The sequence below is a fragment of the Roseburia sp. genome (assembly GCF_041325975.1).
GTDB classification, from domain to species: Bacteria; Bacillota; Clostridia; order Lachnospirales; family Lachnospiraceae; genus Roseburia; species Roseburia rectibacter.
Genome location: NZ_JBGLEJ010000004.1, coordinates 1,153,134 through 1,174,236 on the forward strand (window position 1 = coordinate 1,153,134; position 21,103 = coordinate 1,174,236).

The 21,103-nt window shown below is 41.0% G+C and carries 26 protein-coding genes, 1 other RNA gene and 1 pseudogene; 1 reads left to right on the top strand and 27 read right to left on the bottom strand.

The window, feature by feature from the left end; genetic code table 11:
* Positions 1-136: 136 nt before the first annotated feature.
* From ACDD58_RS08835 to ACDD58_RS08900, 14 genes and pseudogenes are all read right to left on the bottom strand, one after another.
* Positions 137-1,387: a replication initiation factor domain-containing protein gene (locus ACDD58_RS08835; RefSeq protein ID WP_370777478.1), complete on the bottom strand. Its 1,251-nt coding sequence runs from the start codon at positions 1,385-1,387 to the stop codon at positions 137-139.
* Positions 1,388-1,558: 171 nt separating this feature from the next.
* A pseudogene (locus ACDD58_RS08840) lies at positions 1,559-1,735 on the bottom strand (helix-turn-helix domain-containing protein); the annotation flags it as partial.
* A gap of 13 nt (positions 1,736-1,748) precedes the next feature.
* Positions 1,749-2,144 (bottom strand): DUF4406 domain-containing protein, encoded by a 396-nt coding sequence (locus ACDD58_RS08845; RefSeq protein ID WP_370776988.1) that lies wholly within the window; start codon positions 2,142-2,144, stop codon positions 1,749-1,751.
* The gene (locus ACDD58_RS08850; protein WP_370776989.1) at positions 2,098-3,441 is read right to left on the bottom strand and encodes an FtsK/SpoIIIE domain-containing protein; all 1,344 of its coding nucleotides are present in this window, start codon (positions 3,439-3,441) and stop codon (positions 2,098-2,100) included. The genes ACDD58_RS08845 and ACDD58_RS08850 overlap by 47 nt, the downstream gene beginning before the upstream one ends.
* A 25-nt stretch (positions 3,442-3,466) precedes the next feature.
* Positions 3,467-3,928, bottom strand: a complete 462-nt coding sequence (locus tag ACDD58_RS08855; protein WP_370776991.1) for a YdcP family protein — start codon at positions 3,926-3,928, stop codon at positions 3,467-3,469.
* A 99-nt stretch (positions 3,929-4,027) separates the two neighbouring features.
* Entirely contained in the window at positions 4,028-4,372 is a 345-nt protein-coding gene (locus ACDD58_RS08860) for a YdcP family protein (protein ID WP_370776993.1), read from the bottom strand.
* Between the two features lie 56 nt (positions 4,373-4,428).
* Positions 4,429-4,842 carry a DUF961 family protein gene (locus tag ACDD58_RS08865; protein WP_370776996.1) on the bottom strand — a complete coding sequence of 138 codons (414 nt, stop codon included), beginning with the start codon at positions 4,840-4,842 and terminating at the stop codon, positions 4,429-4,431.
* Positions 4,843-4,984: 142 nt separating this feature from the next.
* Complete coding sequence (locus ACDD58_RS08870) at positions 4,985-5,647, bottom strand: hypothetical protein (protein ID WP_370776999.1); 663 nt, start codon at positions 5,645-5,647, stop codon at positions 4,985-4,987.
* A 902-nt stretch (positions 5,648-6,549) separates the two neighbouring features.
* Positions 6,550-6,741: a hypothetical protein gene (locus ACDD58_RS08875; protein ID WP_015521883.1), complete on the bottom strand. Its 192-nt coding sequence runs from the start codon at positions 6,739-6,741 to the stop codon at positions 6,550-6,552.
* Positions 6,742-6,917: 176 nt separating this feature from the next.
* Positions 6,918-7,139, bottom strand: a complete 222-nt coding sequence (locus ACDD58_RS08880; protein WP_370777002.1) for a hypothetical protein — start codon at positions 7,137-7,139, stop codon at positions 6,918-6,920.
* 102 nt (positions 7,140-7,241) lie between these two features.
* Positions 7,242-7,424, bottom strand: coding sequence for a hypothetical protein (locus tag ACDD58_RS08885; protein ID WP_370777005.1), 183 nt, complete (start codon positions 7,422-7,424; stop codon positions 7,242-7,244).
* Between the two features lie 21 nt (positions 7,425-7,445).
* An RNA gene (locus ACDD58_RS08890) (hammerhead ribozyme type II) lies at positions 7,446-7,514 on the bottom strand.
* Positions 7,513-7,695: a hypothetical protein gene (locus tag ACDD58_RS08895; protein WP_370777008.1), complete on the bottom strand. Its 183-nt coding sequence runs from the start codon at positions 7,693-7,695 to the stop codon at positions 7,513-7,515. The genes ACDD58_RS08890 and ACDD58_RS08895 overlap by 2 nt, the downstream gene beginning before the upstream one ends.
* A gap of 4 nt (positions 7,696-7,699) precedes the next feature.
* Entirely contained in the window at positions 7,700-7,855 is a 156-nt protein-coding gene (locus tag ACDD58_RS08900) for a hypothetical protein (protein WP_370777011.1), read from the bottom strand.
* Positions 7,856-8,038: 183 nt separating this feature from the next.
* On the opposite strand from ACDD58_RS08900, the gene ACDD58_RS08905 reads away from it, so the two are divergent.
* A complete protein-coding gene (locus ACDD58_RS08905; protein ID WP_370777013.1) occupies positions 8,039-8,269 on the top strand; it encodes a helix-turn-helix domain-containing protein in 231 nt (76 codons plus the stop codon).
* A gap of 68 nt (positions 8,270-8,337) precedes the next feature.
* Here the strand turns inward: ACDD58_RS08905 and ACDD58_RS08910 are convergent, their stop codons facing one another.
* The 13 genes from ACDD58_RS08910 to ACDD58_RS08970 form a co-directional block, all read right to left on the bottom strand.
* Positions 8,338-9,534, bottom strand: a complete 1,197-nt coding sequence (locus ACDD58_RS08910; RefSeq protein ID WP_370777016.1) for a hypothetical protein — start codon at positions 9,532-9,534, stop codon at positions 8,338-8,340.
* Between the two features lie 633 nt (positions 9,535-10,167).
* Complete coding sequence (locus ACDD58_RS08915; protein WP_370777019.1) at positions 10,168-10,404, bottom strand: hypothetical protein; 237 nt, start codon at positions 10,402-10,404, stop codon at positions 10,168-10,170.
* On the bottom strand, positions 10,397-10,558 hold the full coding sequence (locus ACDD58_RS08920; RefSeq protein ID WP_370777021.1) for a toxin-antitoxin system antitoxin subunit: 162 nt from the start codon (positions 10,556-10,558) through the stop codon (positions 10,397-10,399). Before ACDD58_RS08920 ends, ACDD58_RS08915 begins: the two co-directional genes overlap by 8 nt.
* Positions 10,559-10,789: 231 nt before the next feature.
* A complete protein-coding gene (locus ACDD58_RS08925; protein ID WP_370777024.1) occupies positions 10,790-14,524 on the bottom strand; it encodes a hypothetical protein in 3,735 nt (1,244 codons plus the stop codon).
* Between the two features lie 163 nt (positions 14,525-14,687).
* The gene (locus tag ACDD58_RS08930) at positions 14,688-16,256 is read right to left on the bottom strand and encodes an Ig-like domain-containing protein (protein WP_370777027.1); all 1,569 of its coding nucleotides are present in this window, start codon (positions 16,254-16,256) and stop codon (positions 14,688-14,690) included.
* A gap of 14 nt (positions 16,257-16,270) precedes the next feature.
* Positions 16,271-16,489, bottom strand: a complete 219-nt coding sequence (locus tag ACDD58_RS08935) for a hypothetical protein (protein WP_370777029.1) — start codon at positions 16,487-16,489, stop codon at positions 16,271-16,273.
* Positions 16,473-17,060 (bottom strand): hypothetical protein, encoded by a 588-nt coding sequence (locus ACDD58_RS08940; protein WP_370777031.1) that lies wholly within the window; start codon positions 17,058-17,060, stop codon positions 16,473-16,475. Before ACDD58_RS08940 ends, ACDD58_RS08935 begins: the two co-directional genes overlap by 17 nt.
* A 12-nt stretch (positions 17,061-17,072) precedes the next feature.
* On the bottom strand, positions 17,073-17,552 hold the full coding sequence (locus ACDD58_RS08945) for a hypothetical protein (RefSeq protein WP_370777032.1): 480 nt from the start codon (positions 17,550-17,552) through the stop codon (positions 17,073-17,075).
* 10 nt (positions 17,553-17,562) lie between these two features.
* Positions 17,563-17,703 carry a hypothetical protein gene (locus ACDD58_RS08950; protein ID WP_303098552.1) on the bottom strand — a complete coding sequence of 47 codons (141 nt, stop codon included), beginning with the start codon at positions 17,701-17,703 and terminating at the stop codon, positions 17,563-17,565.
* 117 nt (positions 17,704-17,820) lie between these two features.
* On the bottom strand, positions 17,821-18,153 hold the full coding sequence (locus ACDD58_RS08955) for a hypothetical protein (RefSeq protein WP_303098551.1): 333 nt from the start codon (positions 18,151-18,153) through the stop codon (positions 17,821-17,823).
* The gene (locus ACDD58_RS08960) at positions 18,154-19,767 is read right to left on the bottom strand and encodes a hypothetical protein (protein ID WP_370777034.1); all 1,614 of its coding nucleotides are present in this window, start codon (positions 19,765-19,767) and stop codon (positions 18,154-18,156) included.
* Positions 19,767-20,834 carry an ATPase, T2SS/T4P/T4SS family gene (locus ACDD58_RS08965; RefSeq protein WP_331497542.1) on the bottom strand — a complete coding sequence of 356 codons (1,068 nt, stop codon included), beginning with the start codon at positions 20,832-20,834 and terminating at the stop codon, positions 19,767-19,769. Before ACDD58_RS08965 ends, ACDD58_RS08960 begins: the two co-directional genes overlap by 1 nt.
* Before the next feature lie 90 nt (positions 20,835-20,924).
* Complete coding sequence (locus ACDD58_RS08970) at positions 20,925-21,095, bottom strand: hypothetical protein (RefSeq protein ID WP_303098549.1); 171 nt, start codon at positions 21,093-21,095, stop codon at positions 20,925-20,927.
* Positions 21,096-21,103 lie beyond the last annotated feature (8 nt).

The following is a 21,103-nucleotide window of genomic DNA, read 5'->3' on the forward strand; positions in this document are numbered from 1 at the left end:
CATTTTGCGCATAAAAAAAGACAGCTTTTTTATTGCCGTCTGTTTACTGTTACATTTTTTCTTTTTATTTCTTCTTTATGGTGCATGTTCCATAACGCATCCATCTTTGCGCTTTAAAAATTGCGACGTCGCAATTTCAGGATTCCATATATTCCTGTCTAAGATCATCGATCCAGTGCCTTCCTTTCTGTTTCACTGTGATAACATCCTCTAATACCGCCTGCTGTTGTTTTAATATCTTTTTGTGATGCTGGGATAAATTCGCTTCTTCTATCATGTCTTTTGCCAGACGTGTTCCGCGGAGGTCATCCAGCTTCTGTACCATCTTAAGAGACGGTGCAACCTGTCTTGTAAGCCAGAGAAGCGTCCGGTCAAGAGTGTATTCCTCCGGTTTGGTCGTTAATTTAATACTCCGGTACTGTCCGTTTAGAAACCATACCCAGCGTTCATTTAACGGCCAGTTTCTACGCTCCTGCTCCGGATCTGCATCTACAAACCTTACATAATGATTGATGATAGAATAGGCAGTACAGGCAACGTCTTCCATTTCCAAAAGATCATCCATGGCGCATTCCGCACGCTCATCTTTTAACCGGATTTCAAAACGGTTCTTTGTCTCTGCCTCGTCTAAAGGAGTGCCGTTTTTTACATACTGTTCATAGTCCTTTTCATAAATACAGAAGTAAATTTCACTTTTTAATGATCCCAGGTACAATGTATTTCCCATGCTTGCCGCATCTTCTTCCCGGTTCCTTATCAGCTCCCCGGACTGGTAATCCTTAAAACTATGGAAAATCGTGATACATTCATCCCGGCGGCATTTTTCTGCAAGTTCCGGGATATTTAAAATTCCGGCACGGTCATTGATCGCAATGTCGATCCGCTTAAATACTGCCCCCATCTCCCTTGCAGTCCGGAAGAAATCGTACCAGGTACGTTTCTGCACCTTTAAAAACGCTTCGAACTGCCTGCACCCTTTACCTTTTAATTCAAGCAGGATGCCTTTTTCATGTTCCGGCGATACCATGACTATGATATCTCCGTAAATATACTGACGCCCGTATCCATAAAAACTGTGCGCTTCCTCAATCATGTACTGCATCCGGATGTTCATGACATCCTCGATCACACGTCTTTCGTCTGTGGTTGCGAAACGGATCCTTACATAGTCAAATAAAATTTCCATTTCTTTGTCCGGATTAAAAATTTCCAGAACCATTTCCAGATGCTCCAGCAGCTTTTTTGTTGCCCGTTTTTTTCCAATCAGCAGCATACCGTAATAACTTCTGCTGATCCCTGCCGTTTCTGTATATTCGCTTTGCGATACGCCGTATCTTTTCCGTCTGGCTTCCAGGTTCGTGATCCATTCCACCGGGTCAAACGCAATGGAATCTTCGTTTTCTTCTATGCATCCTTCTATTATCTCTTCTGTCGCCTTTTGCACTACTTCTCCGGCACTGAATACATCATCTGCCGTTCTGAAATTATCTGCCAGAATTGTCTCTTTTTGTACTACATAACCACTTTCTTTTTCCTTCCGGTATTCCTGCAGCACATTTTGCAACTGATCGATCAGCTTATCACTGGCCGGCTTTTTCCCGTGTATCAGCATGTTATAATAGCCTCTTGAAAAACCAATGCGTTTTGCAAGTTCTACCTGGGATAATCCCAGTTCTTTGCGTTTTTTCTCAATCTCTTTTAACGTCTCCTGGTTCTTTTCCACATCTGCCACCATCCCATTTTATAATTCAGTTCTGCAGTCTCCCAGGGATATCCTCATAGATCTGCATTTCATTACGTCTTGCCTGCATAAACTCAAGCACTGCACCACGGCTCTCCCTCCAGCCCGGCATCATGTACACCCCGGTACAGATCGACAGCAGCGTCAATGATACTTTTATATATTCCTCCCACGTCGCATCTTCCGGCAGCATTGCATTGACTTTCGCCGGATTGATTACAGAATATCCATTTTCGGTTAATTCCTTTTCTGCTTTCCCAAAACGTTCCATATAATCCGATGTTCCGGTAATCGGTCCGCTGATATAAATATGTTCCGTCTGTTTTTTGTTCGCTTTTTTTTCAATTACCTTTTCTTCATTCCTCTCCGGCAGTTTCGCTGCCGTTTTCATACATTCGATCACACGCTTCTCCTTCCTGCTGTCTTTTCTCACAGATTCGCGACAGCTCTGCAAAAAAATCATATTCCGGAGCTACATATGGAGCGTAAAACTCTGTTACAACACCGTTTCCGGTGTTTACATAGCCGCGCCCCGCAATATCTTTTTCTTTAAATTGTTTATCAATACTGCCAAACATCATGGTGTACCCGCTTGCAGACATACTACCCAGCGCAACACGGAAACCGAACTGATCGCGGACACCATCTCCGAGATATTTTGCATCCGGACGCTGACACGCAAGAATAATAAAATATCCTGCCTGTCTGCCTTTCATGATAATAATCCGGATCAGCTTCATAACCTCTTCCCATTCTTTTTTTGCAAGCGTATCCATAAATGCCACATATTCATCAAAGATCAGAAAATGCGGCGTCAAACCGACTTTCGCATAATTCGCACCCATCCGAAAATCCGGATGTTCCTGCATTTCATCATAACGGGCTTCCATTCCCTCATAGAAAGCCTCCACGCATTCCATTATGCTTTCTGTATCGTAATGCACATCCGGCATGATCCTGGATAAGAAAGATAAATCTGCTTTCTTCGGATCACAGATATGCAGCACCGCACCAGATTCTAACAATGCTTTTATCACGATCAGAAGAAAGATCGTTTTTCCACTTCCCGTATCACCTGAAATCAACATATGCGGCAATTTATCATATTTCCATGAGATATGCTGCATCAGATTCAGTTCTCCATTTTCTGCTTTTACATCCTGAATATCGATCCGGCTCTTTTCTACACCTGTTAAAAATTCATATCTGACCCAGATATCCTTTGTATCTTTTTTTACCAGTTCACAATTTAATCCGGTTTCTAACTTCTCCTCCAGATGAAGCAGCTTATCCTGGTACTTTCCCATAGTGATCTTGACTGTCACATAAATATGTCTGTTTTTCCTTCTGTAATAAAGCGCCGGGAAATACGTGATCCGTTCCATTCTGCCGCCTGATCTATAACGCTGCAGCGGCTCTGTCTCAAACCACCGGTTTTCTAATAACATACGCGCCATTGCCTGGCGGTTGCGGATATCTGTCATGTTGCCGCTTTTCCATTTATAAAGCATATCCAGCAGGTATAAAACCACGATCAGGAAGAGAAGGAATACCCTAAGCAGGATATTTCCTTCTGTCAGCCGGATCACAAAAGCGGATAATGCTGCAACAGTCAGGGCAAAAAAAATGACAGACCTTAAAATCAGCCTGTCATCATAACGCCCGATGCATTTTCCTTTCCAGATTGGAAATCTGTTCATCTATTCCACTCTCCCATCCGGTTATTTATTTTTTATTTCCTCCATCTTTCGCATCTGTTCCGGTCTTATCTGCTGTCTTATCAGATGTTTTGTTTTGATCTGCTGTTTTCGACGTGTCCGCTCCAGCAGCTTTTGTCTGATCAGCAGGCTTTCCTGCAGCATCTGCCAATACAATATCCTCCGCATTGATGTACCAGTCTGCCGTTGCCCTTCCTCCGAACGTTGCATCCGCTCTTGCACTTACGACCGGATTCACAAGCGTTACTACTGCATTGTATGGGAAATCTTTTTCTCCGGCTTCCGGTGGAATGCTGACTGTGATCGTGTGCCCCTGGCGCTGACATTTCAGGTCATATGTACGTTTTTTTATCTCATCGGTCACATTTCCTTCCTCGTCCTGCGCGTAGTTTTCTCTGCGCAATGCCGCAAACTTTAATTCTCCTAATGTTTTCTCTGTATCAACAACTAATCCCTCTGGAAATCTCATATTTTATTCCTCCATCTTTCTATTTTTTCTTTATTTTTTTCTTTTGAATCATTCTCTTTTATTTCATTTGCTGTGCTGCACATAATTCCCTTTACCGGATCACTGCTTTACTCCCGCATCTTCCAGCTCATCCACAGAAATGATATCATCCGCATAAATTTTATAATTCACATACCCCTTATTATTGATCGCATACCCTTCAATTTCCACGCGGGGATTTACCAGCGCCACCGGTTCCTCATATTCAAAACGCTTTACCCCTGCCTTTCCAGGAATGATAACCTCAACGTTATCTGCGCGCTGTACATCAGAATAGAGACTGTAAGTTCTTGACGTAACTGCATATCTGCCATTTGTACGCTGCTGATTTTCTCTGCCCGCTCCGGCAAAAGTGATGTTTCCTAATGATTTTTTTGCATCAATAAATACATTTTTTAATTCCATGATATTTTCCTCCTACTGTTTACATGTTTTTACTTGTCTTTCTGATCTGCCTTTTCTTATTCATCCCGGTTTACAATGCTGTACCCATGTTTCATCAGATATTCTTCTACCAGCTCGTCTAAGCTGCCATCATCCGGTTCATCTTCTAAGCAAACATCCGCTTCCCGGTAGATGCCATCTGCCATTAAAAGCAGGCTGTTCATTCCATCGCTCCGCGTCTCGTGGGTTCTTGCAATGATGCTTGGATTTTCCAAAATAACCGCTTCGCCAAATTCAAACGGCTGCGATCCATTCGCACCGACCACTAAAGCCTCTACGACTTCCCCGCGAAGCGCGTCAGCAAAGAACGTGTAAAAATTTCCTTTTACGTCTTCCCCGCAGATGTTCCAGGTAACTGCTTCCCCTTCACCGGCATAGTGCAATGCCCCAAAGGTTTTTGACATGTTCGGGATCACAACTCTCACACCCATATGTACATTCCTCCCTTCTGTGTGTTTTTCTTTCTTCCACCCACCAAAAAAAACAGCCGGTATGATCACACTGTTTTTGGTCGCTGCCTTATCTTAAGATAAGGTTCCCACCACATAACCTGTTTTTTCTGCATCATCACAATTAAAACGGGTTTAAATCTTCTAACGCTGGTTCCATCTCTGCCCTGCAGACGGCTGCCGCTGCAATGACCGGATCGGAATCTGCATATCGCCGCATTCCTGGGAAATCATTATTTTCAATCGCTTCCTGCAGTTTTCTTACTCTTCCGGTCACTTCATCCGGTCGCACACGCATGCACGCCGTCTGGATCCGTCCTAGAAAACTCTCATGATCTGCAACAAACTGATAATCCTGATTTTCCAAAATCTGTTTTAATGCTGCTTTTGCATTTTTCTTTATGTTTTCCCTGCCACGCATATAATTTACATCCATCTCCGGCGGCAGATCTGCGAACTCGGATGGAATAAAAAAGCCGTGCGCAATCATCTCTTCCTGCTGATATTCGATCCGTCTGCGCTTATAATTAAGTTCCTGTCCGTCCGTCCACTTCGGCCCGTGTGCGCCTTTTAAAAAGACGACGCACCAGTCTGCCACCGCCGCAAGGAGCTGCCCATAAAATTTAATCAGTTCCCACTCCCGTTCGATTCCTTCTGCATAATCGGTTAAAAGAAGCTGTCCTTCATTTAACCAGTTTTCACGATCTGCCGGTGGCATCTGCACCCCACCTTTGTTTTTCCAGTCTTCCACATCATAAGCGGTAACACTTTTTTCTGTCTGTGCCATCTTCTCCACCTCCTTAAAAGATTCTTTTTTTGTTTTGTTTTTCTCAAAATTCAAAACACATGTGATTCCTGCAATACCATATGCAGGCAGGCTATTTTTTTGTGTTTTATGCTTAGTTTACATCATGCCTACTTTCGGGGGCTTAGTAGGCAATGTGTAAACTAGGGTTTTTGTAGCGTTTTTTGCCGTATTTCCGGCATTTGTGCCCCCATGATTAAGAGTCGCCTATCGCATTTATACCCCCGTGTTACAATCCGGGGGTAAGCCGGGCGCTTACGCGCCCGGCAGAAGCCCTGAAGGGCTTAGCGCCGCCCCGGAGGGGCGCCCCGCTTCGCTGCTTACACTCCGTCCGCGCGCCGCGGGACACCCCTCCGGAACAGCACTAAACCCTTCAGGACAGCGGCCGCTCTCCCCGTCTTGCAACACCGTAAGAACAGCGTGGATTTTATGGATAAACAGCTATTCCATCATTGATAACCGCGTGGATAATGCATGGAAAAATCATGGAAAAGGAAAACCGTCTTTCCCACAATTTTCCCACACATTCCCCACCCAGTTACCAACGATTCCATAAACAGCAGCTTATCCACAAACTCCACCCTGCGGCTAAGGTCTGCAGATATCCTCTTATTTTGTTTTTTTGATCAACAAACAAAAAGGATCTTTTCTTTGTGGCGAAGACGCCAGACATCCAAGCGCCTCCGCTGTGTGAAACTGTAAACAAGGCAGGGACAGATCACGACAGTTTCTGCCAGACAGCCCGGACACTGCGATGTTTTACCGCCTGGTAGGTTATATCGCTAGCAGTCAATAATATTTCAACCTGCATACAGTATACTTTCGCCATCTTATCCCCTCCTACGCTAATCTTCTATATAACCGATGATTTCATATCTTTGATCCTAATTGCCATAATACAAATTACCTTCTCGGTCCTGAAACTCATTCCAGAACAATGGAAAACCTAAAGGTGTTTTTTCATTGTCAAATTGCACCGCATAACCAGTAGCATTGCACAGCTCTTCCCCATTCCCCGTTTCAAACGTCCGACTAAACGGTATCTCTTTTAATTTTATTCTTCCTGTTTCTTTCATTTTCTCTTCTCTCCCTCTTATTCGATCATTCTTTTCTTCACTGCGACTAAGGTCTGCTGGTATCCTCTTATTTTGTTTTTTTGATCAACAAACAAAAAGGATCTTTTCTTTGTGACGAAGACGCCAGACATTCAAGCGCCTTCGCTGTGTGAATTTGTAAACAAGGCAAGGACAAATCACGACAGCTTCTGCCAAACAGCCCTAACGCTGCGATACTTTACCGCCTGGTAAATTATATCGCTTAATAAACACTGTAACAGTTTCTCCAGTGTCCACCAGTTCCGGGTTGCTCCGCGTTTTTTATATCTCTGATTTTGTTCCTTCACATAATGGTCAAGTAACGCTTTTTCATCAGCAGTCAATAATATTTCAAGCTGCACGCGGTATACTTTCGCCATCTTCCTACCTCCATTCATTTTGATCTGCCATTTCTAAATTTTTCCGGTCATTCCGGAAATGGCAAGCCGGGGAATCGAACCCCGGTAAACGCCACCGCTTGCCTATGCTATCTTATAATTCGGGTTCATCTCTTTTAATGTACTTTCTAAATCTTCTTTACAACATACTTGTGAAAATCTGTAAGGACTTTCTATTAAGCAAAATTCTTCGCCGTTGTCAGAAAAATATTTAACTGTTCCTATATGTATTTTCTTACTGTTGTAGATTGCATAAATTTCTCTCATCAAATCCTTCTTCCTCCATTCTTTGATCTGCCATCATCAGAGCCGGGAGATCATCCCGCGGCTGACGCTCCAGGGTGGAGCGTTTCGGCTAATATTTTATATACACGCGGTTCTCATCTTCATAAACGATAGAGCCGCCAACATATATAACTGTTTTCTCTGCCATCCCCGGAAAATCGCCCGGCATCGTTATCTCAACGCCGTTCCCGGTAGTTTCAATTTTTAACGCCCTTCCTAAAAATGTTCCATCTGGTGTAAATACTTTTTTCATATTCCTATGCCTCCCTCTCAACTTCCAGCTTATTGATATTTCCCTCTTTCATGTCCTCAACAATCGCTTTCAACTCATCCAGGATATCCCCTTCCTTTGGTGTCTCGAATGTGTAATTTTCGTTGTATTCCTTTCCTTCAACTTTAATTCTATAGATCATGTTTTCGTCCTCCTGTGATTTGTTTTTCTGTTCTTTATGATATTAGTATATCACTAGTTCTAGTGATATACAATTGGCAAAACAGACAAACATCACTATTTTTAGAGATATATTTTTATGCATTTTGTCACTATTATTTGTGATGTTTTTCATGATAATATAAATTAGAAAGGCGGTGTATATATGTCAATTAGTTATCGCAAATTACTTAAAATTTTTGAAGAAAAAAATATAACTTCTTATGTTGTAAAACGCGATAAAATCATTGGGCAAGCTTCCTGGAAAAAAATCCACGAAGGCGGTCATATTGATACTCGAACAATTAACAGCCTCTGCCAATATTTAGACTGTCAACCCGGCGATATCCTAGAATATATTCCAGATGAACTAACTAATGCCGATACTACAAAATAATTCTTTTCAACAAAAAAAGGAAGATGCTCTTTTGCCATCTTCCTTTTTACATTATGAAAAAGCATACTCTATCCCTCCAATTCAAATTGGTCAAATCTTAAATCGAAATATTCCTTCGCTATTTCAGGGTATCGTTCCTCAAAATCAACTAATGCTTTCATTGCTGAACATAATGTCCCCTCTGTCTTATGGTGAGCCTGATTTGCCTCGCAAAACTGTCTAAAGCTTTTCTTCTTGAAAAATCCAGGCTGATTACACCATCTTGCCATAGTAATGTAAAAACTTCTGTACTCTGACTTTTTCCAAGGTGTTTCATTCTTATTTTGGTATCTCATGATATATGGTAAACAATGATATCTCATTAACAGGGCTACTCTTCTCCACATATTTATGATATCTTGTACATCTGTACTCTCAAATCCAACCAACACATAGAACTTTATGTTAGTCGCTTTTGTATATTTTCTAATTAGCTGCAATTTTCTATGAATCAGGTCATAGTCCGAAATATTATCAAATGCAAACGTATAGTCTCCATCATATGACGCTGAGAATAATACTTCACACCTTTCGTCTGTAAGCAGCCTTTCGTCCATTCCTTGCTTAAACTTAAATGGCTTCTTCAAAGCTTTTAGCTCTTCTAGAATTGTTCTCCATTCTGGGCACCCAAGGAAATTATCATCTAACAAACAAATCTTCTTTCTTGACGGATCATAGAACTCGTCCAATGGGCTATGGCGAAAAACTTTGTCATATTTCTGATTTACACAAAATGGACATTTTCTAAAACACCCTCTTGTCATGAATCCAATACTGTAATCTGTATATTCCTTAAACTGAACCATAAAAGTACGTTTATTAAACTTCTTTCCAGCTTCCCCTGCCGCTTGCTCTGCTTTTCTCACCTCATTATCAATCCAATCATTATATAAATTGTAATCAGGCATGTGATGTTCTATCTCATCGTCTAAATTTGGAGCATTAGCAAAAAAGAATCCCGTTCCTCCAACGTGAATATTCTCAGGAAGATTAGCCTCTCCTGTATCCATATTAACGCTTTCCTGAATCCACTTTGGAACCCATGTATCTGTAAATACCTTTGCGATATATACATGATCAAATTCATTTAAATTTTCATAATCAAGTTTAAGTTCAACTTCAGCACCTTTTTCCTTCCAATATGCTGACAATTTTTCACATACTAAATTGGGAAAGCGGTGTTTCTGCCGTCCTAATAGATCAGCATCAATAATTCCTATCTTCATATGCTCCTCACTAATATTTTATTTTTAATACCAACCCCAGCCTAAGTGCTGCCTTATCATGAATAAGGTTATATGGTGCCATCATCATAATAATGATGCCCTCTGTAATCTGTTCCGTTTCTCGAATGAGATTTCCTTGTGATCCACATATCGATGTAGCAACTATTATATTTTTCTTTGTTGTCTTACTCTTGGCTGCGACGTCAAGATTGTTGATCGGGAGACTGGAAAAACATTTTAATTTTCAGCCAACAAAAAAGGAAGATGCTCTTTTGTCATCTTCCTTTTTACATTCATTGCTTATTCTATTTTTCAACTTTATTCGTCATTTTATTATTGCACACTCTATTCTTACCTGTTACAATCATTTACGGGTACTGCCATAACGGTAGGCGGTTAGTCCTTCAACAGAGGGACTGTGACCCTCTGATTACATAGAAACCTGAAACGGAATCTAAAGAAGTCACTGACTTCCTGGAAAGGAGGGCTAAGCCATGAGTATTGTGGATTTCATTGCAGTGGTAAGCTTCGGCTTAACCTGTTTTTGTGCCGGATACACATTCGGTAAGGATAATAATAAGCCACAAAAATAGCCGCCCACGTCTGGTAAACTAAGCGGCAATTTTTGTCATACTAATTTACTTGGATTAGCCGTCTATCGGCAGTACCCTTTTCTAGCTTCATACTATCACACTGTTTCTGATCTGTCAAAACATTTATTCTCAAGTCCTCTTCTACACTGCTCGCAATATTTATGTTCACTTGCTTTTCAATCCTCTTTGAATATGGATTCTTTTTGGGATTTAATTTTTTAATATCATACTCTTTTCTCATTCTTATTACCTTTTCCAATATTCTTTTCTCATTCATATGTTTCCAACTCATCTATTGTCTTTGTAATAAATTTCCCCGCTTCTGCTTCTGCCATGGATTTATCCAACATAGCAATATATTCTGCATTTTGCTCTGTTGCCTTTTCACTGTTTTCTTTTGATGTCTTATCTAAAATATTTTCTCTCTTCACACGCACTCCATTCCACAGTCCGTTTTATCAAATCAAGTTCCAGCTTACAAAGCCTGTACTCTTTATAAAAGAACAGCAACGTCATATTTGAAAAGACCGTATAAATTATCAATATAATCAAAATTACAATCATCTTTTCCTCCAAATCATAGCACATCACTTATTATCCTACAATATACAATAGGGAAGATGCTCATGTATCATCTTCCCTGTGTTGCGACACCGCAATTTTTATCTTACTTTATTCGGCGCCATAAACCGATTGTAAAATTCTGTCAATGCTCCAGGCTCCTTACTGTTTCCGATCCCGTGATCTTGGACATATTGTTTCATTTCAAGAATCGTTTCATGCGGAATTAAAAACTCATCTTCCGGCGTGTCATTTTTCAAATTATCAAATGCCCTCTGCAGCGCGGCGTGATATTCCGGATTCGTCATCCAGATAGAATTTTCTTCTAATCCGCCATGTTCATGATCTAATTTAAAATATTTCTCACTGATAAATCTGGTTTTTCCTTCTGGCTTTTCTACAACAGGCGTTGTGTCAACTACATACACCATGATCTGTTTCACATAAGTATTTCCTGTATGGTCAACTACAGTCAGATTCTCGGATGTTGCAAAATCATGCTGCAGGTTTGTAAACTCACCTGCCTGATAGTCCGGGATCGTAAAGGATGTGAAAACTTCCGGATCACTTGGAGCCGGGTTTGTTCCCGGTAAAATCGGGCTTCCATCCTCACGGTCGATCGCTGTTGCATGGCTTAAAATCTCTTCTTCCGTGATAAATCCGCTCTGTGCCTGTTCTAAAGTGTAATACAGATCCTGCGCCTGAATCCACGGACAATCATCCCATACAGCATAAAGTGTGATCTCACCGCCGTCCTCTGTTACAAGGTTCTGCACGATATCTCCGGCTTTCCACTTCGGGATAAAGGTATCTTTGCCATCTTCCAAAGCCCAGCCCATAAAAATGGATGCATACACCTTTTTCTTTGGTGCTTCGGCTTTCTTATCTTCCTCAATTTTATCCAGATCTGCGTCTTTTAAAGCATCCATATCGACTGCATCATCTTCTGTCCTTTTTTTCAGCATAGCATCTCCGCTGAGATCTGTTTCATCTGCAGCGTCAGAATCCTCTTCTGTTTCGTCCATATCATCCGGCGTGTCTGCTTCTGCCATATCTGTATCGGTTTCAGCATCTTCAATTTCAGTGTCTTCGATCTCAGTGTCTTCCTCTTCCTCTTCATATCCTGCCATCATGGCTTTTGGAATTGCCCCGGAAATGACACCATCTGTCACATTCTGACCATCGAGTGTGTATTTCACATAGGCTGCTGTTCCATCTGCATTCCATACATCCGGCAGCGTTACATCTTCATCATACGTTGCCTCAATATCATCGATATGTCCGGCTCCGCCGTTCGGATCAAAATGGATCGTATATTTATTTGCCTCTGCATTGGCTGTCATCGTGACATTTCCGGCCGGCATTGTGAATGTAAATTTCTTTGTATCCACGGTCTGATCTCCACCGGAACCTCCGGTATAATTACCAGTCCAGTTCAGCCAGTGATAGCCTTCTTTTACATTGGCATCAATCGTTACGCTCTGGCCGTAACGGTACGGTCCTGCTCCGATCGTCTTTTCTATGCCTGTCCCAGCATTTAAGGTCACATTGTAAAGGTGTCTTTCATAATAATAATCAATGACCATCTTTCCATCCGCAGTGACCGCTTTCGTCTGCGTTTTCGGGCTGTCAAAACCGATGTATGTCTTTACTGCAGGCGTAACCTTGCTTCCGATCTGTGCTTTCTTTGTCTCTGTCTCGGCAAGCTCGTAATTTTTATCATCATGTGTGGAAGCAATTCCGGTTGTTTTCTGTTTCCAGTGATGAACGGTATAAACAGCTTCATCTAACACTCCGGTAAGAGTTAAGGTCATGTTATAAGCAGGCATGCTTCTCTCATAGGCATAGGTTTTATCATTCACATAATCCGATGTGACCTTACAGTTTGTCGAAACACCAGTCTTTTCATTGAGATCCGTCCACATGCTGAACACGCAGCCGGTATTAAAGGTCGGTGTGGAAACAATGTTTGCATTACACGGCAATTCATACGATGTCATGTAATAATCACCGGATACCGTGCTGCTACTGTTTACTGTGCCACCGGCACCAGTGATCGCCGTCCCATTATTAAATACCTGTGTTACAGCTTTATTGACCGTGGTTTTGTCGATCTTAACAGTAAGCACATAGATTGGAACTCCGACTGATTCTTTCGTTAATATGTCATCAATGGTAGTACCAGTTGCAACATTTTGTGATCTCAAATCACCGGACAGCCTAGATCCATTCTTAAACTCTTCCACTCCGGAATTTTTCTCATATGTACAGTCGATACTGTAACTGATATAACTGCCTCTGCTTGGGTTTATGAATTTACTATTTTCATAGAATGTTCCCTCATCCCCCTGTGTATCAACCGCAAAGGTTACCGTATGATTTTTTGCATTCCATGTTCCTTTTATTGTTGTTTTTGTATCAGCTTCTTTATTATATACTGTCAATTCCGGTTTCGTATTGGTCGGAGTCAGTGCTTCATCTAATGTGACTACCAGTTTTCCATTGTAATAACCTGTTTTTGTCTGCAGGGTTTTATTGGTGATCTTCTGTGAAACGTTAACTGTGGTAGGGCTCTTTACCGTTGTGACCTGATTTCCTTCTGCAAAGTTATCCGAGATATCTATCGCAATACCTGTCACAAACATGGTAACCCATTTGGTAAAATCTCCGGTATTGGTCTGCAAAGTATAATACTGATTTGCATAGGCAGGCTGTGTACTTTCCTTTTTAATTGTAAAATCGACCAGATCTCCTCTTGTTGTCGTTGCTTTACTGTACAGTGCATTTCCATTGATCGATAAATACGGACTTACATCTTTTGACAGTCCGAAAATCTTTTTGTTTTTATCAAACTTTTCAGACGCTTTCTGTGCATACAGGTTCATTTTGGTAAATTTGGAATTACTATTAGTGCTCTCCACAAAAATCATCAGATATTGTCCGGTCAAAGGCACTTTATCATTTGCCTTGTATGCCTTTGATCTCACACTTGTAACCATTCCGGTTTTAATGTCTTTCTCTACCCATTCTCCATTATGCTTTGAAACATCATCAATATTAAAATCCGCGGACATTCTAAGACGCACTGCCCTCATCGGAACTGACATATCACAGTTTTCCACAATGATCAGCTGCCATCCACCGGCGCCCTCGCCACCGCCGATATGCTCATAATACGGAATGTTGAATACCGAATACGTTCCATAGATCTTGCTGCTTTTATTAATGATATCCGTCACATCCGCATACATGTTTACGAAGGTGTACTGTTGCCTCACTCCTTCCTCTTTGTTTTGGTTTTTATAATCAATTGACCTGTTATCATAAGTTGCATACTGTGCCTTTATCAGTTTTGCCGTTCCATCCGGCAGTACAAAAGCGATTTCTGATTTTGCAAGTGCTTTCGCATCTGTGTCCGATCTTTTGATACTTGTCCTTGCCTGCCATACCAGATATGCTGCACGGATCGTCCCATCCGCACCTTCTGACTTTGTCAGCTTTGCAGACCGGTTGTTTTTGATCTTCTTTCCGATCACTGAATTATCTGCATTTTTCAAAACATTTTCCGCAGCTTTATACTGGTCTTTTTTACTATCATAGGTATTATAATTCGTAACGATATCATAAGCCCATGTATCATAGTTCGTATTTCCGGTATAGTTAATATTCAGCCGCCCATACAGCGGGGTTTCTTTTCCTGCTTGTGAATCTGTCATATAGACATTTCCTGCTTCTTCTACCGTGATCGCTTTTATGTTCTGTGGGATCATGGTGATTAGAACCATTACTGCACAGAGCAGTAAAAATCTGCTTAGTTTCAATATTTTTTCTTTCATAGATCTCCTTTCGACTTTCCGTCCTGTGTATTTATATTTTCATTTTGAAAATACCGTGGTAAAAAAATGAACTGCAAGGTAATCAGAGATTCCAAGCAGTTCATTTTCTGACTATCAAAATTAATTTTGATAGTTTTCATACTTATTCAATTTTACTTGTTGTTTAAAGCTCAGTTACCCAGCCATCCTTTTCCCTAGCTTCATCCATGCCTCTTCCTGTTTTGAAACCTGTACTATATTTAGCAAAAGAAGTCTGTTTATCGCTTACGGTTACTTTCCAAGAATAACTCCAACGTCCATCGACTGTTTTTAAAGTAATAACAGAAGATCCTTTTCCCTTCACATCAAGATAAACGTCATCCTCTACCTTTAAAACATTTTCATTACTACTGGTCATAATAAATCCTATATCAAGCGAGCTAGACGTTGCAACTTTTTTATCAGAAGAAAACATTTCTCGGTTTACAGGCGTTCGTCTGTACTCAATCGTTCCATCCTCATGTTTTTTCACATAGTATTTGATATTATCATACATATCAAATCCCACTGCCAGTACCATGTCATTTTTCTTGACAGTTACCTTGTAAGTAGCTTTAACTTTCTTATTGGCTTTGGATGTAACTGTGATCGTTGCGGTTCCTACCTTTTTCGGTGTAACAAAACCGGTAGAAGAAACGGCTGCGACACTTGTGTTGCTGGACTTATAGGAAACAGCACTGTTCTTTACACCGGTGATCCGTTTTACCTTGATCTGCGCCTGTCCGTATTTTTCTTTCTGTACTAAAAGCTGTTCTCCAATAAACTGATCCATGCTCTCGTGATCTTCGGTATAAAATTCAAGGCTGTGTGCATCACCACAATGATTATAAATCTTATGGAAAGATTTTTCCGGGTACAGAACCACGTTATCTTCTTCGAGGACGATCTTACCTTTTCCTTTTTCGGAATAGTCCGTGTCAATCATATCCGCCGTTTTTACTGTTACCTTAAACACAGCTTTTACTTTCTTGTTGATTAGGGAAGTTACAGTGATTGTAGCTGTACCAGCTTTCTTTCCGGTTACTTTTCCTTTGGATGATACCGTTGCAATTTTCTTGTCACTGGAAGAAAAGGTAAGGTTCTTATTGCTGAGACCTTTAAACGATTTTACCTTGATCGTGGTTGTATTTCCAACAATGATACTCTCTTTGCTCTTTTTTAAAGTGATCTTTGCTTTCTGCTTTCCTTTGCTTACCGTCAGACTCAGTGTTCCTTTTACTTTGGAATCATAGATGGATGTCACAGTGATCTTACATTTTCCTTTTTTCTTTACAGTCACAACACCCTTTGCATTTACTGTTGCAATGCTGGTGTTCGAGGATTTGTATTTCAGTTCACCGGATTTGATACCTTCTTTACTGTTTTTTGATCCTACTACCACTCCATTTTTAAACATGGCAACCGGAACAATCGTGAACTTCTCTCCTGCATAAACAGTTTTCTTTTTTATGCAGTGATAATGTCTGTATGTAGAAATATTGCAACAATGTTCCTGCGTTTTATGCCATTTGGCATCATCTGATGTTGCAAACACGATCTGATTCTTTGGTTGATCCTCTCCAAAGTAATCAATGTATGTTGCCTGCTTTGCCGATACTTCCTCCGGCTGTGGTACTACGATACTGCTGATGCACATGATAAGTGCAAGCATGAGCACGACTGCTTTTTTCCATCCTTTTTCTTTCATCTTCATAACTACCTCCTGTTTTATCTTTTAACATTGTTCATGTTGTTTTCCCTGATATTTCTATACTTATAGTATACACCTTTTTCTCTTAAATTCCAAGGCAGTAAGCAATAAAAATTGTCACTGCCGCAAATAAAAATACTTCCACAAATATAAATGTTCCCATCCCAATAATCAGGATATTTAACATCCTGTTTTTTCTTATCTTTTTCATCTTTTTCCTTAATTCCAGACTGCATAATAAGCTGCATCCTGTGTCATCGTCATATTCTGATCCAGAGCATTTCCCTCTGCATCTGCCCATCCTGTAAATGTTTTTCCTTCCTGTACCGGATTTTGGGGAACCGGAACTACATCACCGTTCAGGACCTCATAGCATTTATAACAGTCCGTATCCGATAAATAATATCTTACCAGGCAGATCTCCGGCACTTCTTCCTGAAGTTTATTTACAACCGCCGTCCTGTCATATGACACGGTTCCCGGTTTTCCATTGGGGTGTTTAAATTCCTCTGTCACGCTTACGGATAACAACTGTTTCTCTTTATCCGCTGCATTTACTTTTAACCGGATATTCGAATCAGAATCAATCGCATATGCAAGTGTTTCTAAAAAATCAGCTTCCAACTGGTTCTTATCTACAACATCATATTTCTTTGCCAGTAGATTTTCCGCTGTCTCTTCTGCAGCAGACGGTAAATTGCTTTTTAATTCCATGCTCCGGTTCATTCTTCCCGATACCGCCATGATCGTTAAAAAGATCACTCCGGCAATACAGGTTGTGACAATCGCCCTGATGATTAATTTCATTTGCGCCCCTTTCTACATGACCGGAACATGGATCACTACGGTTGTTTTCCGATTACCGGAATCCACTGCTTTTACCGTAAAAGAATACTTTCCGGCAGATGAAAATGTGATCGTTCCGGATGCCTGATCCATCTGGTCTGTCAGTTCGTTTCCATCTTTATCACAAAACTTTAAAAGTTTTACCGCAAGCTCCTGTCCGTTATAGTCATGTGCTTTTACATAATCTGCTATATTCACTGTTCCCGGTGCAAGGCTGCCGCTTCCCTGGTACTCAATCACCGGTGCATCTTTTGCGATTTCTGTCTGATACGCACCATAGTCTACATAAGCATTGTAATCAGTCCCATCCGTATTCATATGCGCTGCTATGATCTTTACGATTCCACGGTTTCCATCCGAATCTGTTACGGCAGAAAATATGATCGTAAGGACACCTAACGTTACCAGGGCAGCTGTTAAAAAGCCGCCATGCTGTTTCATGATTTCTTTCATATCATCCTCCCTACCCGCATATACCGATGAAAAATGTTTCCACCATCTGCTTAAAATATCCAGAATATGAACCATACATCAATCCAAGTGCTGCTACGGAGATTACACCGGACAGCATAACACTTCCCAGTTCATTTACAATTTCTTTCATTTAAACACCACCTTTAAAATGCTGTTGCAGCTGAATACACGCCGAGCATAAGCGCAAGAACTGTAAGTCCGGGAATTGATTCTAGTACCATTTCTCCCAATGTTTCCAAAATCTGTTTCATCTTGCGATCCCCCTTGTCATATGCGTTTTCTCAATACCAAAAATCGGTATTTTATAACTATAGGACAACACTACATCTGCAGACACTGTCTCTCCATCTGCATCAGCAGAAGGTGTTACAGCAAGCGTGTATCCTGCTGACTGTGCCTGTGAGATACAGCTTGTAATCACAGTCTGGTTAAAATCACTGTTCTCGATCTCTGTTATCACATCCGCTTTATACTCTTTTGCAGCCGCTGTCTGTGCCGATGCTGTCAGTAATGCTGCCCCGCCCAAAACACAGAGCAGATAAAACAGCAGCGTTGTAAATGTATTAATGATGTTTTTCATTTACGCCCCTCCCATATTTGACAGCATTTCAAGCAAAAATGCCATTCCAACAACCAGGTCACCAAGCATTTTTACAGAAGCCCCCATAATCGGATATCGATACAGGATCTGTACTTTAAATACTGAATTTTCATTTTTTAGTTCTGCCGCATGGCTCTGCATTTCCTGCATCTGCGTTAAAAGGTTCTGGATCTGCACCCTTGCGTCTCCTGTTCCCGATTCCGAAATTGCATATAGCATCTTCATACAGCTTGCAGCCTCTGGAATATCGAAATCTTTACAAAAGTCTGTATAAGAACTCAATATTTTAGGTTTTTCTTTTATTCTATTCATCAAAGCATTTAGCTCCGGCACTAAAACCTTTGGCGCCTCATCCACTGATTTTGCAATCGAAACCTGTACATTGCTGTGCTGCATTAACAGCGCCATCTGCATTAACCATTCCGGAAAAGCTGAATATAATTCTTCTGATACATTGTTCCTGGCTATACTTCTGTCAAATCTATGCTGCTGTGTCATCACGACTGCAAGAATCGCCATTGGAACTGCAACCCAGGATCCTTTTATGACAAAAAATACCGTCAATACCAAAAACGGCAGCGTCCACATCAGACTTCTTTTTTTTTCTTTCTTTTCATCATAATTTACAACATCATAATAGTCGCGCAACACCCTTTCTTCCCTTTTCCCGTTTTCCTCTGTCAGCCAGTTCCTGGTCAATGACTTCTCACTTTTTGCGTATGAGAAAACCATCCACAATAAAAGGGCAAACGATGTGATCTGCACAAGTCCCGCTTTAAACACATTATAAGGTGCCTGCATTTTAAACATCCCAGGAATGCTGTTTAACGCATATAAAATCAATGCACAAAATACGGTCGTCACAACAATCGATACAATGTTGTCTGCATGAGCTTCTTTTTTCTCTTTCTGAAGAAGATATCCCCGGCGTTTCCACAATTCAATATCATTTAGCAGCAATTCTATTGATTCTACTGCATCGCCTCCATACTCTTCTGCACTGATCAAAAAATCATGTACCGTCTTCATCTTCCGACATTCATATTCGTTTTCCACAGTATCCAGCGATTCTCTCAAAACGCTTTTACCTGTTTTTGAGTGTCCTTCCTCCAGATGATTGACCGCCTTATCTACTACATCCCGCATATGTCCCGACTCAAAGGTTTCTCTTGTTTCCTTTAGGGCGGATAACACTTTCCCTGTTTTCTGAAATGCATATAACATCTGCTCCATATATGCTGCCACATCTGCAAAACGCTTCTGCTCATACATCTTCTTGTAGGTGTCCAGGATAAATACCGGTATCGATAAGAACATTGCGATCAGTACAATGACCAGCAGATTCCATCTTAACTGGAATAATAATCCGATTGTTCCCATTCCGGCGATACACACCCCAATCACAAATAAGTGTGTCTTCCAGGAAAAGTGATAGCCATAGTTATAAACCTCTTTTGAAAGGTTTCCAGGATTTAAAAGTAGCAGACTCTTTGTGATACGGCTTTCTTTTTGGGTCTGTTTCCCTTGTTTTTCCCGCTTTCTTTCTTTTTTGTTTCCTTTTTCTCTTTTCTGAACTTTACTCAAATCTGCCATTATCTGCCCTCTTTCCGGTATCTGTAAAAGCTTTCACAAAAGAAAGGTTCTTTGATCCCAGCACGCTCAAATTTCAACAGAATTTCTCCCGGTATCTCTTGTGACATCAGCTCCCCATCCTCTACCAGCATATAGATTTTGTTTTCGTGGTTTTCCCTGCTGTAAAAACAAAGCTGATCCAAATGTCTCCGGATTTCTCCATCCGGAGTGGTTTCTCTCCGAATCAAAAGTCCAAGATTTACATAACGGTAAATTCTGTTTTCCATACGCTGTGCATCATTTACATTGTTCATCATACTTTGAATACGATCCGGCAGCTTTCTCACATCATCCAGATGGATCGTTGTAAATCCGTTCACGCCAGTGCTCCACTGTTCCAACAAAGATGTCACTTCTACAGATCTTGCCTCTGACAAAACCAGGTATGCCGGATTCTGCCTTAAGCATGCTTTGATCGCATCTGTATAAGAGAAGTTATCCTTTACACGAAGCTCTACCGCATCTGCCCCAGGATTGATCTCTGAATAATGAATTTCCAACGAATCCTCGATCGTGATCACACGCTTCTCTTTCGGAATAAACTGCATAAAAAACTTTGCAGTCTCCGTCTTTCCCGCGCCGGGTTCTCCGCCAAATACAAAGTTCATACCCGCTTTCACACAATTTAAAAGCAGGTGCAGCACCTTTTCTTCACAGAAACCACTTTTTAACATTCCATCAATCGTGTTTCTTACCAGACAGGGTGATCTGCGGATACAGACGCTTGTCCCGGTTGCCGCCACAGAATCATGGATGATACTGATACGAAGTTCTTTCGTATCTGCCTCTAAAACTTTATTTGCATTGTTGAACTGCGCATCCACACAATTTGCAATGTTATGTGTGAACGAGTCCAAAAAGCTCTCTGTTACCTTTTCTTCTGCCTCTTTTGCCCTGTACTTACCTTTTTTCAGATCAGTAATCCACAGAGCAGACCCGTTGAAATCTACATCCGTCACATCCGGCTGCATTAAAAAGTTCCAAAACACACCGAACTGCTCTGGACTTGGTTCAAATATTTCTCCCACGATTTTTTTTACTTCCCCTTTCTTTCTAAAATTTCAGGCGGCCACAGTTGCTAAAGACCAACAAAACAACTGCAGCCGCCCGTTTTCTGCTTAACCAAGTGCATTAAACTTTGTAAAAAAGCTCTGGAATCCATCCGTGAAGAATTTATAAACAAATCCATCCGGATTTGCTACACAAAGAGCCACAACCAATGCACCAAGTGCCAAAAATGTAATGCCGCTTATCGACATATCGCCAAAATGCTCCATGAAATGTTTCATTGGAATCT

Bases quoted from the DNA above. Each gene is read 5' to 3' on its own strand.
- ACDD58_RS08900 (WP_370777011.1), bottom strand. From the start codon at position 7,855: ATGATCTATAGAATTAAAGTTGAAGGAAAGGAATACAACGAAAATTAC.
- ACDD58_RS08910 (WP_370777016.1), bottom strand. From the start codon at position 9,534: ATGAAGATAGGAATTATTGATGCTGATCTATTAGGACGGCAGAAACAC.
- ACDD58_RS08855 (WP_370776991.1), bottom strand. From the start codon at position 3,928: ATGAGATTTCCAGAGGGATTAGTTGTTGATACAGAGAAAACATTAGGA.
- ACDD58_RS08850 (WP_370776989.1), bottom strand. From the start codon at position 3,441: ATGAACAGATTTCCAATCTGGAAAGGAAAATGCATCGGGCGTTATGAT.
- ACDD58_RS08860 (WP_370776993.1), bottom strand. From the start codon at position 4,372: ATGGAATTAAAAAATGTATTTATTGATGCAAAAAAATCATTAGGAAAC.
- ACDD58_RS08970 (WP_303098549.1), bottom strand. From the start codon at position 21,095: ATGAAACATTTCATGGAGCATTTTGGCGATATGTCGATAAGCGGCATT.
- ACDD58_RS08960 (WP_370777034.1), bottom strand. From the start codon at position 19,767: ATGGCAGATTTGAGTAAAGTTCAGAAAAGAGAAAAAGGAAACAAAAAA.
- ACDD58_RS08880 (WP_370777002.1), bottom strand. From the start codon at position 7,139: ATGGCGAAAGTATACCGCGTGCAGCTTGAAATATTATTGACTGCTGAT.
- ACDD58_RS08895 (WP_370777008.1), bottom strand. From the start codon at position 7,695: ATGAAAAAAGTATTTACACCAGATGGAACATTTTTAGGAAGGGCGTTA.
- ACDD58_RS08955 (WP_303098551.1), bottom strand. From the start codon at position 18,153: ATGAAAAACATCATTAATACATTTACAACGCTGCTGTTTTATCTGCTC.
- ACDD58_RS08940 (WP_370777031.1), bottom strand. From the start codon at position 17,060: ATGAAATTAATCATCAGGGCGATTGTCACAACCTGTATTGCCGGAGTG.
- ACDD58_RS08885 (WP_370777005.1), bottom strand. From the start codon at position 7,424: ATGAGAGAAATTTATGCAATCTACAACAGTAAGAAAATACATATAGGA.
- ACDD58_RS08945 (WP_370777032.1), bottom strand. From the start codon at position 17,552: ATGAAAGAAATCATGAAACAGCATGGCGGCTTTTTAACAGCTGCCCTG.
- ACDD58_RS08915 (WP_370777019.1), bottom strand. From the start codon at position 10,404: ATGAATGAGAAAAGAATATTGGAAAAGGTAATAAGAATGAGAAAAGAG.
- ACDD58_RS08950 (WP_303098552.1), bottom strand. From the start codon at position 17,703: ATGAAAGAAATTGTAAATGAACTGGGAAGTGTTATGCTGTCCGGTGTA.
- ACDD58_RS08925 (WP_370777024.1), bottom strand. From the start codon at position 14,524: ATGAAAGAAAAAATATTGAAACTAAGCAGATTTTTACTGCTCTGTGCA.
- ACDD58_RS08870 (WP_370776999.1), bottom strand. From the start codon at position 5,647: ATGGCACAGACAGAAAAAAGTGTTACCGCTTATGATGTGGAAGACTGG.
- ACDD58_RS08935 (WP_370777029.1), bottom strand. From the start codon at position 16,489: ATGCAGTCTGGAATTAAGGAAAAAGATGAAAAAGATAAGAAAAAACAG.
- ACDD58_RS08875 (WP_015521883.1), bottom strand. From the start codon at position 6,741: ATGAAAGAAACAGGAAGAATAAAATTAAAAGAGATACCGTTTAGTCGG.
- ACDD58_RS08865 (WP_370776996.1), bottom strand. From the start codon at position 4,842: ATGGGTGTGAGAGTTGTGATCCCGAACATGTCAAAAACCTTTGGGGCA.
- ACDD58_RS08905 (WP_370777013.1), top strand. From the start codon at position 8,039: ATGTCAATTAGTTATCGCAAATTACTTAAAATTTTTGAAGAAAAAAAT.
- ACDD58_RS08930 (WP_370777027.1), bottom strand. From the start codon at position 16,256: ATGAAGATGAAAGAAAAAGGATGGAAAAAAGCAGTCGTGCTCATGCTT.